The organism is Duganella sp. Dugasp78 (assembly GCF_059491455.1).
The window spans coordinates 5809062-5826264 of record NZ_CP168506.1 but is presented as its reverse complement, the minus strand read 5'-3'; the positions used below and the strand labels follow the sequence as shown (position 1 = coordinate 5826264).

Genomic DNA, 17203 nt, shown 5'->3' with positions numbered 1-17203 from the left:
ATGTCTTCAAAAAAGAAGGCCCATGTACCACCTCCACATATCGCTCGGACCTTGCCATCTGACTCGCATATATGGCAAGCATTGAAGGGCGGCATCTGCGAATTCGAAGCAGGCAGCTTGATGGTCCGGGCAGCATGGAACCCGGAGTCTGTATGGCCTGAGAAAGTAGATAAGACTTACCGTTTCGGACCGCCTGCCATACTTACGGAAGACAACGGCGCGTTCGCCTTTCACTGGATTTATCTTGGCGATAATACGATTACTGCCGCGTGGGAGGCCCAGTTGTGCGTCAACGACGCGAGCATGCCGGGAGCATTTTTCTTTGGGCGCAATGCTGCTGATGCATTGATCGTGAAGATGGCGTTTACTCGGGATCTTCGATTGTTGGACTTGACCGGCGACGCCGTCAGCAAACTTGGCATCTACGCGGAACTTCTCGAACCTGGACACGAATGGTGTCAGTGGCTTGGCTGTGCCTTGGATCGCATCATCGCAAGACATCCTCACTTGGATGGCATACGCTACATGTCCAGAAAGCACCCTGGGCACTACGCATACGCCATCTCGTCGCGGGTGATGGTCAATCTGGATGTGTTTCGGCAAACATCAATCGTGCGCTTCGAGGACACTGCCGAATACGTGAAGCTGCAACAGGATTCTTGCTTCTCCAGGTCCTAGCCACCGGTTCTGGCGAAACTGAACAGGGCGTCCAGCACCGCGTCCGGCTGCTCGCTCATCAGCGAGTGGCCGCTGTCCACCGTCACCACCTTGCCGTGGCGGATGGTGGAGGTCAGCAGCCTGGTGGATTTGGGCGGCGTCATCATGTCGCGCGCGCCGAACAGGAACAGGGTGGGGCAGCGCACCGCCTGCGCCGCCGTTTCGCCGTTGGCGTAGGCGTTACAGGCCGAGAAGTCGGTGTAGAACACCTGCTGCGGATTGATCTGCGAGATGCGCTGCATCAGCCGGCGCGAGCCGCCCATCGTGTTGAAGCCCGGTCCGGGACAGGACGGCTTTTGCGCGATCGTCGAGTGCGACCAGATGTTGACCATGTCGATGGCGCTTTGCTCGTCGCTGCGCGAGGTTTCCAGCAGCGCGTCCGAGACCTTCATCGGGTAGGTCGAGCCCACCATGCCCAGATGCGTCACGCGTTCAGGCGCCTTGTGCGAAGCCTCCAAAGCGATCAGCGATCCCATGCTGTGGCCGAACAGCGCGGCCTTTTGCACGCCGGCGGCGTCCAGCACCTGCAGCAGCCAGTCCGCCAGTTCGGCCACGCTGGCCATGGCCGCGCCCTTGCTGCGGCCATGGCCGGGCAGGTCCACCGCCAGCACGCTGTAGCCGTGATGGGCGAAATAGCGGGTCTGCAAAATCCACACGGAGTGATCGTTTTGCGCACCGTGGATGAAGACCACGGTCGGCAGGGCGGCGTTGAACGGCTTGCCGCCGGTGTAGCAGTAGGCGTCCACGCCTTGTACGGTCAGCAGCATGTCATGCTCCTTTCTGCGACAGCTTCAGGCCGCGCGCCAGGTCTTCGATCAGGTCGTCCACGTCCTCCAATCCCACCGACAGGCGCATCGTGCCTTCGGTGATGCCCGCTGCCGCCAGCTGCTCGGCCGGCACGCGGAAGTGGGTGGTGGAGGCGGGATGGATCGCCAGCGACTTGGCGTCGCCGACGTTGGCCAGGTGCGAGAACACTTTCAGGCTGTCGACGAAGCGGCGGCCGGCGGCGCGGTCGCCCTTCAGGTTGAACGAGAACACGGCGCCGCAGCCTTTGGGCAGCAGGCGCTTGGCCAGTTCGTAGTCCGGGTGCGACGGCAGCTCGGGATAGGACACCGATTCCACGGCGGGATTCGACAGCAGGAATTCGACCACCTTGCGGGTGTTGGCCACGTGCCGGTCCATGCGCAGGCCCAGCGTCTCCACGCCCTGCAGCACGGCGAAGGCGTTGTGCGGGCTCATGACGGCGCCGAAATCGCGCAGGCCTTCACGGCGCGCACGCAGCGCGAACGCCGCCACCGTCGACTCTTCGGTGAACACCATGCCGTGGAAGCCGTCGTACGGCTCGCACAGTTCGGCGAAACGGCCGGTCTTGTCGTAGGCGGCTTGCCAGTCGAACGTGCCGCCGTCCACCAGCAGGCCGCCGATGGCGGTGCCATGCCCGCACAGGAACTTGGTCGCCGAGTGGAACACCAGGTCGGCGCCGTGCTCGAAGGGCTTGAGCAGGTAGGGCGTGGTGAAGGTGGAGTCCATCATCAGCGGCAGGTGCTGCTCGTGCGCGATGGCGGCGACGGCTTCAATATCCAGCACGTCCAGGCCGGGGTTGCCCAGCGTTTCGGCGAACAGCACCTTGGTGTTGGGGCGGATCGCGGCGCGCCAGGCGTCGAGGTCGCGCGGATCGACGAAGGTGGTTTCGATGCCGAAGCGCTTGAGCGTGTAGGCCAGCATATTGTGCGAGCCGCCGTACAGCGCGCGCGAGGCGACGATGTGCGAGCCGGCGCCGGCGATCGTCACCAGGCCGAGGTGCATGGCGGCCTGGCCGCTGGCGGTGGCGATGCCGGCCACGCCGCCTTCCAGCGCGGCGATGCGTTCCTCCAGCACCGCATTGGTCGGGTTCGAGATGCGCGAGTAGACGTGGCCGGCCCGCTCCATATTGAACAGCGAGGCGGCGTGGTCGGAATCCTTGAAGGCGAACGATGAGGTGAAGTAGAGCGGCGTGGCGCGCGCGCCGGTGGCGGGATCGGGCGCCGCGCCGGCGTGCAGCGCGAGGGTGTCAAAGCCGGGATATTGGGGGCCGCTCATAAGGTCTCGTTGGAGTTATAGGAATGCTGGGCATCCTACCCTGAATCGCGGCCTGGCAACAGCTCTGTAAGAATGTTGTGATTTGCTTATCCGCAGCGCTGGATTTTTTACCGGGCATACGCTACATTCGCTATAAGGCTACAATAATTAGAACTCCCATTCACACAGCCTATATCAGCGGACAGGACGGCCCAAAATGAAAGTCTCCGAAATTCTTCAGGTTAAAGGCAGCATTCTCTACACTATTTCGCCTGACCAGCCGTTGGCGGATGCCGCTAATACGATGGCGGAAAAGGACATCGGCTCGCTGGTGGTCATGGAATTCGGCGAGCTGGCCGGCATGCTGACCTTCCGCGAGGTGCTGCGCGCCCTGCACGAAAACGCCGGCACGGTTGGCGCGGGCACGGTGCGCAAGCATATGGACGATCATCCGATCACGGTCACGCCGGATACCGAGGTCAACGAGGTGCGCCGCATCATGCTGGAAAAGCATGCGCGCTACCTGCCGGTGATGAACGCCAAAACCATCCTCGGCGTGATCTCGTTCTACGACGTCGCCCGCGCGGTGCTGGAAGCGCAGAGCTTCGAGAACAAGATGCTGAAGGCGTATATCCGCGACTGGCCGGCTGAAACGGCTGACCAGGCGGATTAAGCCAGCCTAATATAAAAAAACGCCATGTGGCATTGCGACGATCTTGAGCGTCGCAAGTGCACATGGTGTTTTTTTATTTAAGCCGCGCCTTCCAGCGCGTCGTTGCTGAGCCAACCGTTGAGCGCTGTCGCCGTCATCGGCCGCGCGAACAGGAAGCCCTGCGCCAGCGGACAGCCCAGCGTTTGCAGTATCTGCGCCTGGCGCTCGTCCTCCACACCTTCCGCGATCACGGCCAGGCCCAGGTTGCGGCCCAGCTGGATCACCATCTCGGCGATGCTGCTGCCGCGCGCGGAGCCGGTGATCTCGGTGACGAAGGCACGGTCTATCTTCAAGCGGTCGATCTGCAGGCGCTGAAGGTAGGACAGCGACGAGAAGCCGGTGCCGAAATCGTCGATCGCGATGCTGACGCCGGTCTGCTTGATCTGGCCCAGCATCTTGATCAGCATGTCCGGCTCTTCCATCGCCATCGATTCGGTGATCTCCAGCTCGACGTATTCCGGCGGCGCGCCCGTGTCTTCCAGCGCCTTGCGCAGCATTTCCATGAAGTGCGGATGGCGGAACTGCACCTGCGAGACGTTAATCGACATCATGAAGTCCTGATGGCCGGCCTTGCGCAGGTCCACCAGCTCGCGGCAGGCGGTGCGCATCACCCATTCGCCCAGGTCAATGATCAGGCCCGAATACTCGGCGATCGGAATGAAGCGGTCCGGCGAGATGAATTTGCCGTCCGGCGTCTGCCAGCGCAGCAGCGCCTCGGCGCCCACCGGGCGGCGCGTGGCCAGGTCGATCTGCGGCTGGTACACCACGAACAGCTGGTTCTGGCCGAAGGCGGTGCGCAGCGCGTGCATCATGCGCACCCGCTCGCGGATCTCCACACCCATCGAGCGCGAGAAGTAGAAGTGGCCGGCGCGCTGCTGGGACTTGGCGCGCTTGAGGGCGATGTCGGCGTCCTTGAGGGCGTCGGCGCCGCTGCCTTCGTGCTCGCCCAGGCGCACCAGGCCCAGGGTGGCCGACAGCTGCACGTCCTGGCCGTCGATGCTGAACGGGTGGGCAAACAGCGCCAGGATGTTGGCCGGGTTGACCTGCGAGGAGTCGCCCAGCACGCAGAAGATGTCGCCGCCGATGCGCGCCACCGTCAGCTGGTCGCCCAGCTGCGTTTGCAGGCGGCCGGCGACGGCCACCAGCAGCATGTCGCCGAACTGGTGGCCCAGCGCGTCGTTGGTCTCGGCAAAATGGTCCAGGTCGACCAGCGACAGGGTGGCCTCGTCACGCGCCGGGCCGGACAGCGTGGCGTCGAGGATCTCGACCAGGCGGGTGCGGTTGGGCAGCTTGGATAGCTGGTCGTAGAAGGCGGCGTTGTGCAGGTGCGTGACCAGCTCGACGTTGTCCAGGCCGACCGCCACGTTGGCGCAGAACACGTCCAGCAGGCGCTCGTCGATCTCGGTCGGCGCGCTGCCGACGTCGAGGTAGGCGACGAAGTCGCGGCTGGCCTTGCCGGCAAAGTACAGCGTGATGAAGTCCGGGCCGTAGATGTTGCGGCGCTGGCCCAGCGTCAGCTCCATGGCGTCGTACACTGGCTTGTGGTCGCGGTCGCACAGCGTGGTGTTGTCGAGGTGGCGGTAGCTGCCGATGGTGGCCATCACCATCAGCTGGTGGCAGCCGTCCTCCGGGCATTCCTGCACGCACAGCACGCCGTTGCCGTCCTGGCCCAGCAGGTCGGCGATCTGGGCCAGCACGCCGGAGGCGAAGTTCTGCACGCCGTGCAGCGACATCAGCTGGGTGCTGGCGTGGACGATCTGGCTCAGGCCGCGGCGGCTGTCGTTGATCTTGCGGATCTGCTCGTAGGAGCGGATCGCCGCCGTCACCGTGGTGAACAGCTTGATGCGGGTCAGCTCGGATTTGGTTTTGTAATCGTTGATGTCGAAATCGCGGATGGCGTCGATCTCCGGCGCGTAGCCGGGCTGGCCGGTGCGCAGGATGATGCGCACGTCGGCCAGGTTCAGCGTTTCGCGGATGTAGCGCACCAGGTGCAGGCCGGCGTCGTCCTGCTCCATCACCACGTCCAGCAGGATGACGGCGATTTCGGTTTCGTGTTTTAACAGTTCGCGCGCCTGCCCGGCCGAATACGCATGCACGAATTCGAGTGGGCGCTGCTGCATGTCGAGGTTGCCGAGTGCAAAGGTGGTCGTCGAATGGACATCTTCATCGTCGTCGATGATCATGACCCGCCAAACATTGCGGGCACCCGGTACCGCGGGCGCCGTCGGATGCTCTTCTAAGAATACCAGATCGTCTTGATCGTCCTTGGATTGCTCAAGGGGTGTGATCGGTGGGGGCATGTGTAGCTTCTCCAGGATTTCTCGGTGTTCTTGAGATCAAGTATATAGCGAATTGTTAAAAAGAATGCGGTTTTCCGGCGGTTTACACAGAACGTTGCATACTGGTGTGCAAGTTCGCCATGCTTTCATTGAAAGAATGGTATTTTACCAATAGAAACTTGTTACTTGGAAATTATTGTGCCGGCACGGCGGCAATCGCCTCTGGCTGGTAGAATTAGGTACTTTCCACCTTTTTCCAAAGATTCTCTTCCTATGTCCGGCAATACATTTGGCAAATTGTTTTCAGTTACTACCTTTGGTGAGTCGCACGGTCCCGCGATTGGTTGTGTGATCGATGGCTGCCCACCGGGACTGCCTTTGTCGGAAGCCGATATTCAGCCGGAACTGGATCGCCGCAAACCGGGCACCTCGCGTCACGTGACGCAGCGCAAGGAACCGGACACGGTGGAAATCCTGTCGGGTGTGTACCAGGGCGTCACCACCGGCACGCCGATCGCGCTGCTAATCCGCAACGAAGACCAGCGCAGCAAGGATTACGGCAATATTGCCGAGAGTTTCCGCCCCGGTCATGCAGATTACACCTATTGGCATAAATACGGCGTCCGCGATCCGCGCGGCGGCGGCCGCTCGTCGGCACGGTTGACGGCGCCGGTGGTCGGCGCTGCCGCCATCGCCAAGAAATGGCTGAACCAGCAATACGGCACCGTGTTCAAGGGCTGCATGAGCCAGCTCGGCGAGATCGAAGTGCCGTTCCAGGACTGGATCCACGTGCACGACAATCCCTTCTTCGCGGCCAGCGGCGACGCCGCCCTGATCGCCCGCATGGAGGAGGCGATGGACGAGCTGCGCAAGGCCGGCGATTCGATCGGCGCGCGCATCGACGTCGTCGCCCAGAACATCCCGGTCGGCCTGGGCCAGCCGATCTACGACAAGCTCGACGCCGACATCGCCTACGCGATGATGGGCATTAACGCCGTCAAGGGCGTGGAAATCGGCGCCGGCTTCAAGTCGGTGGCGCAGAAGGGCTCCGTGCACGGCGACTCGCTGACGCCAGGCGGCTTCATCGGCAACAACGCCGGCGGCGTGCTGGGCGGTATCTCGACCGGCCAGGACATCACGGTGTCGATCGCCATCAAGCCGACCTCGTCGATCCGCACGCCGCGCCAGTCGATCGACAAGGACGGCAATTCGGTGATGGTCGAGACCTTCGGCCGCCACGACCCGTGCGTCGGCATCCGCGCCACGCCGATCGCCGAGGCGATGCTGGCCCTGGTGCTGATGGACCACGCGCTGATGCACCGCGCGCAGTGCGGCGACGTCCACGTGACGACGCCTAACATTGCGCCGCCGCAGTCGCCGATCTTGCCGACCGCCTGATAAGCGGTGCCGGTACAAGCCTTCAGCTTCGCCTTATTCCTGTTCTGCTACTACGCGCACGCGGGGACCTGGAGCACCTACGCCACGCTGTTCTTCGCCGATAAAGGCATGACGGTGGCGCAGATCGGCGTACTGATGTCGATGATCCAGGTGCTGCGCATCGTCGGTCCCAACGTGTGGGGCTATGTCGCCGATCATTACGACCGCCGCGTGCTGGTGCTGCGCATGGCCGGCTTTGCCGCGCTGGCGGGGTTCTGCGGCTTCTTCTTCGGCAGCAGCTTCGCCCACTTCATGCTGGCGATGATCGTGCTGAACCTGTTCACCAGCGGCCAGGCGCCCATCTGCGAAGCGCTGATGCTGTCCGAGATGCGCGGCGACCTGACCTTCTATGGCCGCATCCGCATGTGGGGTTCGATCGGCTTCATCGTCTCGGTGACGCTGGCCGCGTATGCGCTGGAACATTACGGCATTGTCGCGCTGCCGTGGGTGGCTGCCGCGCTGCTGGTGCTGACCATCGGCGCCGCGTTCCGCCTGCAGGACGTGCCGCGCCGCGTGCACAAGGTGGCGCCGCCGCCCTTGCTGTCGCTGCTGCGCCGGCGCGAGGTGATCGCCTTCTTCACCTCGACCGCGTTGATGGTGGCAGCCCACACTTCGCTGTACACCTTCTATTCGCTCTACCTGGAACGCAACGGCTACAGCAAGACCGTGATCGGCGCCATGTGGTCGCTGGGCGTGCTGGCCGAGGTGCTGCTGTTCTACTTCCAGGCGCCGCTGTTCAAGCGCTGGGGCGCGAAGCTCATGATGTATGTGACGCTGGCGGTGGCGCTGGTGCGCTTCCTGATGATCGGCTTCGGCCCGCACGTGCTGTGGCTGCTGATCGTGGCGCAGGTGCTGCACGCGGCCACGTTCGCGCTGCATCACTCGTCGAGCGTGATGACATTGCAGCGCTGGTTCTCCGGGTCCTTGCAGGCGCGCGGCCAGGCGCTGTACATGAGCATTTCGTATGGCGTGGGCGGCTCGCTGGGCGGGCTGTTCCTGGCGCAGTGGTGGGAGAGGGCGGGGCCGCAGTCGGTGTACTACGTGGCGGCGGCGATGGTGCTGGGCTCCGCGCTGGCTGCCGTGCTGTCCTTCCGCTGGCAGCAGCGCGATACCTACTAAAAAATCAACTGCGGCTGGAGATGGCTTCCTGCCTGTGGCGGCGTTCCACCGCCTTGACCACCAGCGCCCGCATGTCGTTCAACAGCGAGAACTCGGTCTGGCTCAGCTGGATCGGCGGGAAGGAATCGTCCCAGTCGCCGTACAGGAAGCCGGCCGGCTGGCCGTTGGCCGACAGCGGCAGGATCACGAAGCTGCGCGCTTCGGACAGGGAACTCTTCCACCACAGCGGCAGCTTGGCGGCGAACTTGGCGTCGCGGGCGTTTTCGATGAAGATCACGCGGTCGCTGTTCAAGGCGGCGTGGAACACGTTCGGCTCGTAGGCGTCGTCAAAGCTCAGCGCCGGCAGCAGCTCCTTGCTGCCTTCGCCAAAGCTGATCTTGGCGGCGTACTGGTTGTCCTTGCGGTTGCGCACGAAGGCCACGGCGCGCGAGAAGTCCAGGCCTTTGTACACGGTCTCCAGCGCGATCTGCACCATCTGGCCCGGGTTGGCCGTCTCCAGCATATCGCGCATGTCGGCCAGGCCGCTGAGCAGGATCTTGTTGCCGGCGGCGCGCTGGCGCGTCTTGGCCAGCGCCTTGGCGCGGCGTTCGGCGGGGCGCGACAGCGGTGCGATGGTCAGGTCGGCCGCCGCCACCACCTTGGCCTGCTCGATGGCGTGCATCAGGTTGTCCGGCGCCACGCCCAGCATGGCGGAGTAGGCCTGGGTCAGTTGCTGGACCACGGCGGCGCCATCGGCGTCGTCGTGCCACAGCGATTCCGCGCACAGCGCCGACATCGTCGACAGGCCGGCGATCCAGTCGGAGGTGCTCACTTCCGCGCCAGGCGCCGGTGGCGCGACTTTGCGCATGCCCTTCACCAGCGTGCCGGGCAGGCCCCAGTGCACGGCGGCGGCGTGGCCGATCTCCTCCATCGTCAGGCCGAGCATGTCCGGTGCGATGTCGTCGATGTTGCGGCCTTCCTGGTTGGCGGCGCGCTGCAGCTCGTGCCAGCGTTCCGGCATGTAGAAGGTCATCATCATGCGGCCCAGCGTGTGCAGCATCGAGCACACCACGGCTTCCTCGCCGTGGCGGCTTTCAGCGGTGTAGGCGATCTGCTGCGCCACGATCCCGGCCAGCACGGCCTTTTCCATTTCGATGTGGGCGATGGTGGCGTCGGGCGAGCCGGCGGCCAGTTCCTCGATCAGCTTCAGCCCCAGTGCCAGGTGGCCGATGGCCTCCGTGCCCAGTACCAGCACCGCCTTGGAGACGGTGTTGACGTGCTGGCCGAAGGCCGAATACATGCCGCTGTTGGCCAGCCGCAGCACCTTTTGCGTCAGCACCGGATCGGACAGCACGGTGCGGGTCATATTGAATTCCTGCTCGTCCTCGCCGCGCATGGCGCCCAGGATGGCGGTGATGGCCTTGGCGAAGCCGGGCATGTCGCCGCGGCGGCGGGTGCAGTCCCACAGCGTCGCCAGCGTGGCGTCGCCCAGCGGGCTGCTGGCGGCGAAGCGCGGCGTCATTGCGCCACCTGGCGCAGTTCGGGCGGCACCACCTTGACGTGGATGCTTTCCTTGAGCGCGGCCAGCGCCACGTTGGCGGCCATCGGCTTGCCGGTCAGGTAGCCCTGGATGTACTGGCAGCCGCGCTGTTCCAGGTATTCCATCTGGCCTTCGTTTTCCACGCCCTCGGCCACCACCGACAAGCCAAGGTGCTTGGCCAGGTCGAGCACGGCGTTGCAGATGGCGCCATCCTTCTGCGAACCGGGCAGGTCGCGGATGAAGGTGCGGTCGATCTTCAGTACGGAAATCGGGAAGCGCTTGAGGTAGGCCAGCGAGGAATAGCCGGTGCCGAAATCGTCAATGGCGATGCGGGCGTTGCGCTCCGCCATCTTGGACAGGATGGACTCGGCATGCACCGGGTCGATCATCAAAGTGCCTTCTGTGATTTCTAAAACCAATTGCTCACCAAGTAGGCCGGAGAAGGCGATCGCATCGTCCAGCACGTCGAGAAATTTATCGTTGCGGAATTGCCGCGGGCTGATATTAACAGAGATGTACAGGCTGCGCTTGGCCACCTCTTCGAACTGTTTCAGCTGCACGCAGGCCGCCTTCAAGGCCCAGGCGCCCAGCAAATTGATGAGGCCGTTGGTCTCGGCGATCGGGATGAAGCGGGCCGGCGGCACCATGCCCAGGGTCGGATGCTTCCAGCGCATCAGCGTTTCGAAGCCCTGGATCTCGCGCGTGCGGGCGTCGACGATGGGCTGGTAATACAGCAGGAACTCGCCTTCGCGCACGGCCTGGAACATCGCCGCCTCCAGCGAGATATCGTGCTCCGGCGGGCCGGACTGGGACTGGCTGTAGACCACGCAGCGCGCCTTGCCGGTTTCCTTGGCGCGCGACATGGCGGCGTCGGCCAGCGCGACCAGCCGCACCTCGTCCTCGGCGTGCTGCGGATAGACCGCCACGCCGACCGAGGCGCCGACGTAGATCGTGTGGTTGTCGATTTCAAACGGCGACTGCAAGGTCGCGATCAGGCGGCCTGTGACCAGCTTGATCTGGGCCTCGGTGGCGGTGCCGGGCAGCACGGCGACAAACTCGTCGCCGCCGACGCGGGCCAGCGTGTCGCTGTCGCGCAGCGTCTTGCGCAGGCGGGCGGCGGCGGTGCGCAGCAAGGCGTCGCCGACCGGATGGCCGAGGCCGTCGTTGACTTTCTTGAAACCATCCAGGCCGATGGTGGCGACCGAGAAGCCTTGGCCGGAGCGGCGCGCGTTGGCGATCACCATGCGCATGCGGTCCGACAGCAGCAGGCGGTTGGGCAGTTCGGTCAGGGCATCGTGGGTGGCCATGTGGCGCAGGCGTTCTTCGGTGGCGCGCTGCACCGTCATGTCGCGCCCCACCACCAGCAGCTCGCTCAGGCCGTGCTGGTTGACGTAGCAGGATACCCGCAGTTCGTGCCAGATCTCGGCGTCCGGTGTCTTGATGCGCGCTTCCAGCAGACGGGACTGTCCCGATGCGCCCACTTCGGCCAGCACGGTGGTCAGCGGGGCCTGGTCGTCCAGCGACATCAGGCGCGGCAGCGTGTCGCCGGCCAACGGCGCCTGGCTGGCGATCAGGCTGACCGCGCGCTTGCTGGCAAACAGTATCTGCCCCAGTTGATTGAGGCGAAAGACAACATCGCCCGCCTCTTCCATGAGGTTATCCAATTCATGACGCGGGGATGGGGCTGGGATACTGGAAAACATCGCGAGGATCTAATCTTTCATTTTATACATGTAACGTGGCTGCGCGAATCTTGCAAAACCAGAACGCAATGTATCACTGATGAGAGTGGATTTACATGAAAAATGACAACATCCGGGTGACTTTTACAGTTTTCTATTGAGTTGCGATAAAAAAACGTTGGACAGAGGGGAATGCACGGCTGTTCGGGGCAGCCGTGCGGGGCGGTTCAGGCCTCAGCGTAAGCCGAGCTCTGCAGCGCGGTTGGCGAAGTGCTGCGCGCCGACGTGCTGGACAAAGTGGACCGGGCCGCCGGTGTGGGCCGGGAACCCGAACAAGCGCACGGCAGCCAGGTCGGCCTCGTCGCTGGCGAGGCTGCCTTGTCCGACTTGATCTTGAGCGGTAATGGACAGTGCATACAGCAGACGGTCGCGGAGGTCGGCCACGTCGGGGCCCGGTGCCGTGCCATCGGTCCGGGCGGGGACCGCGGCCGTGTCGGGCGGCGGCGGCAGGCCGGCGGCGCTGGCGGTGTTGCGCAGCAGCGCTTCCGCCACCGATGCGGACCGCAAGGCTTGCACTTCGTCGGCGTAGCGCTGCTGCAGCGCGGCGGCCAGTTCCAGCGCCGGCCTGGACGTCAGGTCGGCGCGGATCTGGCTCAGGCGCATCAGGTTGCGGGCCACGGGGCTGATCGCCGTCTGGCAGAAATAACGGCTTTCGATCAGCAGCGCGCTGTCGAAGTCGACTTGCAAGCCTTCGACCATGGCGCACAGGATGGCCTCCGGTGCCGGAGCGTGGCCGCCGGTGCGCGCGCGCAGCATGGCGGGCGCCACTTGCAGCAGGGTCTGCACCGGCGCGGACGTGAGCGCGCCGCCGGGCAAGCGAAAGCCCTTGACGTCCCACGGCTGCACGGCCTGCGCCTCGGCAGCCATGGTGCCGTGCGCCAGTTCGGCGACTTCCTCTTCGCTGTCGGCCACGGCGTGCAGCAGGCCGGCGTGCAGCGCCTGGTTAGCCGTCAACGTCGCGCCTTCCAGCAGCAGCGGCATGGCGGCCTGCAATCCAGCCAGGCGCACGCTGCGGACGATTTCGCCGGCCACCGGCGCCACGCCCAGCTGCACTTGCGGCAGGCTGAAGGTGGCGTCGACCAGGCTGATGCGGCGATGGCAGGCCAGCGCCAGGCCCAGCGCATGGCCGCTGACCGCGCCACCCAGCGTGGCGATCACCGGGATGCCCAGACATTCCAGCCGCCGCAGCAAGGCGTTGTAGGCGCCCAGCATCTGCATGCAATCGCTGGCCTGGGCTTTGGTCAGCGACATCAGGTGTTCCAGTTCGTGGTCGGAGTCGCCGCCGTCGGCGTGGAAGCCCAGGATGACGCCATGCAGCTCGCTGCGCTTGGCTTCCAGCTTGTCGATCAGGGCGCCAAGCTCGCGCTGGAACAGGCGGCTCAGCGGATTGATGGCGCGTGGGGCCAACAGGACGGTGACGACGCCGCCGTTTTGATTGGTGGTGATCATGATCATGCTCCGTGCCCCACGCGTTCGATGATGGTGGCGATGCCCATGCCGCCGCCGACGCACAGGGTAATCAGGCCGCGCTTGAGTTCGCGGGCTTCCAGTTCGTCCAGCAGGGTGCCGAGCAGCATGCAGCCGGTCGCGCCCAAGGGATGGCCGAGCGCGATGGCGCCGCCGTTGACGTTGACCTTTTCTTCCGGCACGCCCAGCTCCGTCATGAAACGCATCACCACCGAGGCGAAGGCCTCGTTCACTTCGAACAGGTCGATGTCGGCGATGCCCAGGCCGGCCTTCATCAGCGCCTTGCGGGCGGCGGGCGCTGGGCCGGTCAGCATGATGGTCGGATCGGTGCCGGTGACGGCGGTGGCCAGCACGCGCGCGCGCGGCCTCAGGCCGAGCCGGTCGCCGGCGGCCAGGCTGCCGATCAGGGCGAGCGCGGCGCCGTCGACGATGCCGGACGAATTGCCGGCCGTGTGGATATGGTCGACCCGTTCCAGCTGCGGATATTTGCGCAGGGCCACGCTGTCGAAGCCCATCCTGCCGGCGGCCTCGAACGAGGGCTTCAGGCCGCTCAGCGTTTCGATGGTGGTGTTGGGCTTGATGAATTCGTCTTCGGCCAGGATCAGCACGCCGTTCTGGTCGTGCACCGGCACCACCGAGCGGAAGCGGCCGGCGGCGCGCGCGGCGGCGGCCTTCTGCTGCGAGCGCATGGCGTAGGCGTCGACCTGCTCGCGGGTGTAGCCGTCCAGCATGGCGATCAGGTCGGCGCCTATGCCTTGCGGCAGGAAATCGGTGTTGAGGCTGGTTTCCGGATCCAGCGCCCAGGCGCCGCCGTCCGAGCCCATGGGCACACGCGACATCGATTCGACGCCGCCGGCCACCACCAGGTCTTCCCAGCCGGAGCGCACCTTCTGCGCCGCCAGGTTGACCGCTTCCAGGCCGGAGGCGCAGAAACGGTTCAGTTGTACGCCGGCCACTTTCCAGTCCCAGCCGGCCGCCAGCGCGGCGATCTTGGCGATATCGGCGCCCTGGTCGCCGACCGGCGTCACGCAGCCGAGCACGACGTCGTCTATCAGCGCGGTGTCGAGCTTGTGGCGCGATTGCAGCTCGCGCATCAGGCCCGACAGCAGCGAAATCGGCTTCACGCTGTGCAGGCTGCCGTCCTTCTTGCCCTTGCCGCGCGGCGTGCGGATGGCATCGTACACATAGGCTTCGGTCATGGAATCTCCTTGTCTGGACGGCTATCATAGAGTGCAAACGACAACAAAGCAACTGCTTGCTTCGTGCCTGTATTTGCGCTAGTCTGGCCTGATAAAAAGGAGACAGCCCATGTTTGACAGCCACGAACATCAGGAATTACAACGCACACTGAAGCGCTTCATCGAGAGCGAAATCAATCCGCACGTGGATGAGTGGGAGGAAGCCGGCATATTTCCGGCCCACGCCTTGTTCGGGAAAATGGGCGAGCTCGGTTTGCTGGGCTTGACCAAGCCGGTCGAGTATGGCGGCCTGGGTCTCGACTATTCGTATTCGATGGCCATGGCCGAGACGCTGGGTCATGTGGACTGCGGCGCGATCCCGATGGCGATCGGGGTCCAGACCGATATGTGCACGCCGGCCCTGGCGCGTTTCGGCTCGGATGCCTTGTGCCGTGAATTCCTGGCGCCGGCCATCAGCGGCGAGATGGTGGGCTGCGTGGGCGTGTCGGAGGCGCATGCGGGCTCGGACGTGGCGGCCATCAAGACCTACGCGCGCAAGGATGGCGGCGACTACATCATCAACGGCAGCAAGATGTGGATCACCAACAGCCTGCAGGCCGACTGGATGTGCGTGCTGGTCAACACCTCCGATGGGCCGGCGCACAAGAACAAGACGCTGGTGATGGTGCCGATGGACACACCCGGCGTCTCGGTCGGCAGGAAGATCCGCAAGATCGGCATGAACGCCTCCGATACTGGCCTGATTTACTTCGACGAGGTGCGCGTGCCGCAGCGCCATGCCATCGGCGAGGAGGGGCAGGGCTTTGTCTACCAGATGCTGCAGTTCCAGGAGGAGCGGCTGTGGGCAGCCGCCAATGCGGTGCAGACGCTGGCCAACTGCATCGAGCTGACGGTGGAATGGGCGCGCGAGCGTGCGATGTACGGCGGCCGGCTGCTGGATAATCAGCATGTCCATTTCAAGCTGGCGGAGTTGAAGACGGAAGTGGAGAGCCTGCGCGCGCTGACCTATCGTGCCGGACAGCTATATATTAGCGGACAGGATGTGATGGAACTGGCGTCGATGTGCAAGCTGAAGGCGGGCCGCCTGCTGCGCATGGTGCCCGATGCGTGCATGCAGTTCTGGGGCGGCATGGGCTACAGCTGGGACAACCGCGTGGCACGTATGTTCCGCGACGGCCGGTTGACGTCGATCGCCGGCGGCGCGGATGAAGTCATGTTGGGCATCATCGCCAAGCAGATGGGCATCCTGCCTAAAAAGGAGAGGAAATGAATCCATTCGATACGCATGAAGTGCGCAACACGGTTGCGCCGTTCGAGAACGTCAATCTGTATGCGGCCGATCCGGCCTTGCAGGAAGCCTTGCTGCGCGAAGGCGGCGCGGCAGCCGCTGAATCGCTGCACGCGCTGGGGGCGCAGCTGGGACGGGCCGAAGTGCTCGACCTGGCGCGGTTGGCCAATCTGCACTCGCCCAGGTTGCATAACTTCGACCGCAGTGGCAAGCGCGTGGACGAGGTGGAGTTCCATCCGGCCTGGCATAGTTTGATGGCACTGCTGATCGGGAACGGCGCTCATTCGTCGCCGTGGCTCGGCGGGCCTGGTGCGCAGGTCGCGCGGGCGGCGCGCTACATGCTGTTCGGCCAATTGGAGAACGGCTCGCAATGTCCGGTGACGATGACGTATGCCTCCGTGCCGGCGCTGAAGCAGGTGCCGAAGATCGCCGCCAAGTGGCTGCCGAAGATTTTGTCGACCGAATACGATCCGCGCTCGCTGCCGATTGAGCAGAAACGCGGCGCCATTATCGGCATGGGCATGACGGAGAAGCAGGGCGGTTCCGACGTGCGCTCCAACACCACGCGCGCAGAACCCCTGCTGCCGGCGGAGGCGCGTGCGATGTTCGGCGATGAAGGCGAGGATGTGTACCGTATCGTCGGCCACAAGTGGTTCTTCTCGGCGCCGCAAAGCGATGCGCACCTGATCCTGGCGCAGACCGATGACGCGGGCAGCGCAGGCCTGTCGTGCTTCTTCCTGCCGCGCTACCTGCCGGACGGCAGCCGCAACCAGATCCGCGTGCAGCGTCTGAAGGACAAGCTGGGCAACCGCTCCAACGCGTCGTCGGAAGTCGAGTTCACCGGCGCTTACGGCTGGTTGATCGGCAAGCCGGGACGCGGCATTCCGACGATCCTGGAAATGGGCAGCCACACCCGTCTCGATTGCGTGTTGGGCAGCGCCGGCACCATGCGCGCCGCGCTGACGCATGCGCTGCATCACGCGCGCGGCCGCTCGGCGTTCGGCCGTCCGCTGTCCGAGCAGCCGCTGATGCAGAACGTGCTGGCCGACCTGGCACTGGAATCGGAGGCGGCGGCCGCCTTCGGCATGCGGCTGGCGCGCTGCTTCGATGAGGGCGATGATACGGCGCAGGCGCTGCTGGCGCGCATCCTGACGCCGGCCGGCAAATACTGGATCTGCAAACGCGGCCCGGCCTTCGGCGCGGAGGCGATGGAAGTCATCGGCGGCAGCGGCTACGTGGAGGACGGACCGCTGGCGCGCCTGTACCGCGAGCTGCCCGTCAATTCGATCTGGGAAGGCTCCGGCAACGTCATGTGCCTTGACTTGCTGCGCGCCTTCGGCAAAACTCCTGCCGCGCGCGCAGCGTTGGCAGCCGAACTGGCGCTGGCCGGCGAGGGCGATGCCGACTATGTGCGTTACACCCAAGCCTTGCTGGACGATCTGAACCAACCGCAGTCCGACGAATTCGGCGCCCGCGTGCTGGCCGAGCGCGTCGTGCTGGCGGTGCAGGCGGGCCTGCTGCTGCGGCATGCGCCGGCGTATGTATCGTCGGCGTTTGTCGCATCTCGGCTGGCACGCGAGCCGGGCGGCGCGTTCGGGCGCTTGCCGGCGGGTGTGGATTGCGCCGCGATCCTGGCGCGTGCGCTGATTGAATAAACTGGATAAAT

General features: G+C 64.6%; 13 protein-coding genes. 6 read left to right on the top strand and 7 right to left on the bottom strand.

The annotated features are described in order from the left end of the window. Window positions 1-678 carry an RES family NAD+ phosphorylase gene (locus ACEN9O_RS25770; protein WP_495614639.1) on the top strand — a complete coding sequence of 226 codons (678 nt, stop codon included), beginning with the start codon at window positions 1-3 and terminating at the stop codon, window positions 676-678. Here the strand turns inward: ACEN9O_RS25770 and ACEN9O_RS25765 are convergent. Continuing rightward, window positions 675-1484 carry an alpha/beta fold hydrolase gene (locus ACEN9O_RS25765; protein ID WP_495614638.1) on the bottom strand — a complete coding sequence of 270 codons (810 nt, stop codon included), beginning with the start codon at window positions 1482-1484 and terminating at the stop codon, window positions 675-677. The genes ACEN9O_RS25770 and ACEN9O_RS25765 overlap by 4 nt on opposite strands. Before the next feature lies 1 nt (window position 1485). Beyond that, window positions 1486-2796 (bottom strand): O-acetylhomoserine aminocarboxypropyltransferase, encoded by a 1311-nt coding sequence (locus ACEN9O_RS25760; RefSeq protein ID WP_495614637.1) that lies wholly within the window; start codon window positions 2794-2796, stop codon window positions 1486-1488. Between the two features lie 196 nt (window positions 2797-2992). Here ACEN9O_RS25760 and ACEN9O_RS25755 point away from each other — a divergent pair, with 196 nt between their 5' ends. After that, on the top strand, window positions 2993-3448 hold the full coding sequence (locus tag ACEN9O_RS25755; RefSeq protein ID WP_026334688.1) for a CBS domain-containing protein: 456 nt from the start codon (window positions 2993-2995) through the stop codon (window positions 3446-3448). A 77-nt stretch (window positions 3449-3525) separates the two neighbouring features. Here the strand turns inward: ACEN9O_RS25755 and ACEN9O_RS25750 are convergent, their stop codons facing one another. Beyond that, window positions 3526-5787: a putative bifunctional diguanylate cyclase/phosphodiesterase gene (locus ACEN9O_RS25750; RefSeq protein ID WP_495614636.1), complete on the bottom strand. Its 2262-nt coding sequence runs from the start codon at window positions 5785-5787 to the stop codon at window positions 3526-3528. A gap of 252 nt (window positions 5788-6039) precedes the next feature. On the opposite strand from ACEN9O_RS25750, the gene aroC reads away from it, so the two are divergent. Then, entirely contained in the window at window positions 6040-7164 is a 1125-nt protein-coding gene (gene aroC, locus ACEN9O_RS25745; protein WP_495614635.1) for a chorismate synthase, read from the top strand. Window positions 7165-7170: 6 nt separating this feature from the next. Beyond that, complete coding sequence (locus ACEN9O_RS25740) at window positions 7171-8322, top strand: MFS transporter (protein ID WP_495614634.1); 1152 nt, start codon at window positions 7171-7173, stop codon at window positions 8320-8322. 4 nt (window positions 8323-8326) lie between these two features. On the opposite strand, the gene ACEN9O_RS25735 is transcribed toward ACEN9O_RS25740, so the two are convergent. The 4 genes from ACEN9O_RS25735 to ACEN9O_RS25720 all read right to left on the bottom strand — a co-directional run bounded on the left by ACEN9O_RS25735 (window position 8327) and on the right by ACEN9O_RS25720 (window position 14249). Continuing rightward, a complete protein-coding gene (locus tag ACEN9O_RS25735) occupies window positions 8327-9823 on the bottom strand; it encodes an HDOD domain-containing protein (protein ID WP_495614633.1) in 1497 nt (498 codons plus the stop codon). Beyond that, a complete protein-coding gene (locus ACEN9O_RS25730) occupies window positions 9820-11493 on the bottom strand; it encodes a putative bifunctional diguanylate cyclase/phosphodiesterase (protein WP_495614632.1) in 1674 nt (557 codons plus the stop codon). The genes ACEN9O_RS25735 and ACEN9O_RS25730 overlap by 4 nt, the downstream gene beginning before the upstream one ends. 264 nt (window positions 11494-11757) lie before the next feature. Further along, window positions 11758-13032 (bottom strand): enoyl-CoA hydratase/isomerase family protein, encoded by a 1275-nt coding sequence (locus ACEN9O_RS25725; RefSeq protein WP_495614631.1) that lies wholly within the window; start codon window positions 13030-13032, stop codon window positions 11758-11760. Between the two features lie 2 nt (window positions 13033-13034). Continuing rightward, window positions 13035-14249, bottom strand: a complete 1215-nt coding sequence (locus ACEN9O_RS25720; RefSeq protein ID WP_495614630.1) for an acetyl-CoA C-acetyltransferase — start codon at window positions 14247-14249, stop codon at window positions 13035-13037. Window positions 14250-14358: 109 nt separating this feature from the next. Here ACEN9O_RS25720 and ACEN9O_RS25715 point away from each other — a divergent pair, with 109 nt between their 5' ends. Both ACEN9O_RS25715 and ACEN9O_RS25710 read left to right on the top strand, forming a co-directional pair. Then, on the top strand, window positions 14359-15519 hold the full coding sequence (locus tag ACEN9O_RS25715) for an acyl-CoA dehydrogenase family protein (protein ID WP_495614629.1): 1161 nt from the start codon (window positions 14359-14361) through the stop codon (window positions 15517-15519). Continuing rightward, on the top strand, window positions 15516-17192 hold the full coding sequence (locus tag ACEN9O_RS25710) for an isovaleryl-CoA dehydrogenase (protein ID WP_495614628.1): 1677 nt from the start codon (window positions 15516-15518) through the stop codon (window positions 17190-17192). The genes ACEN9O_RS25715 and ACEN9O_RS25710 overlap by 4 nt, the downstream gene beginning before the upstream one ends. Window positions 17193-17203: the final 11 nt, after the last annotated feature.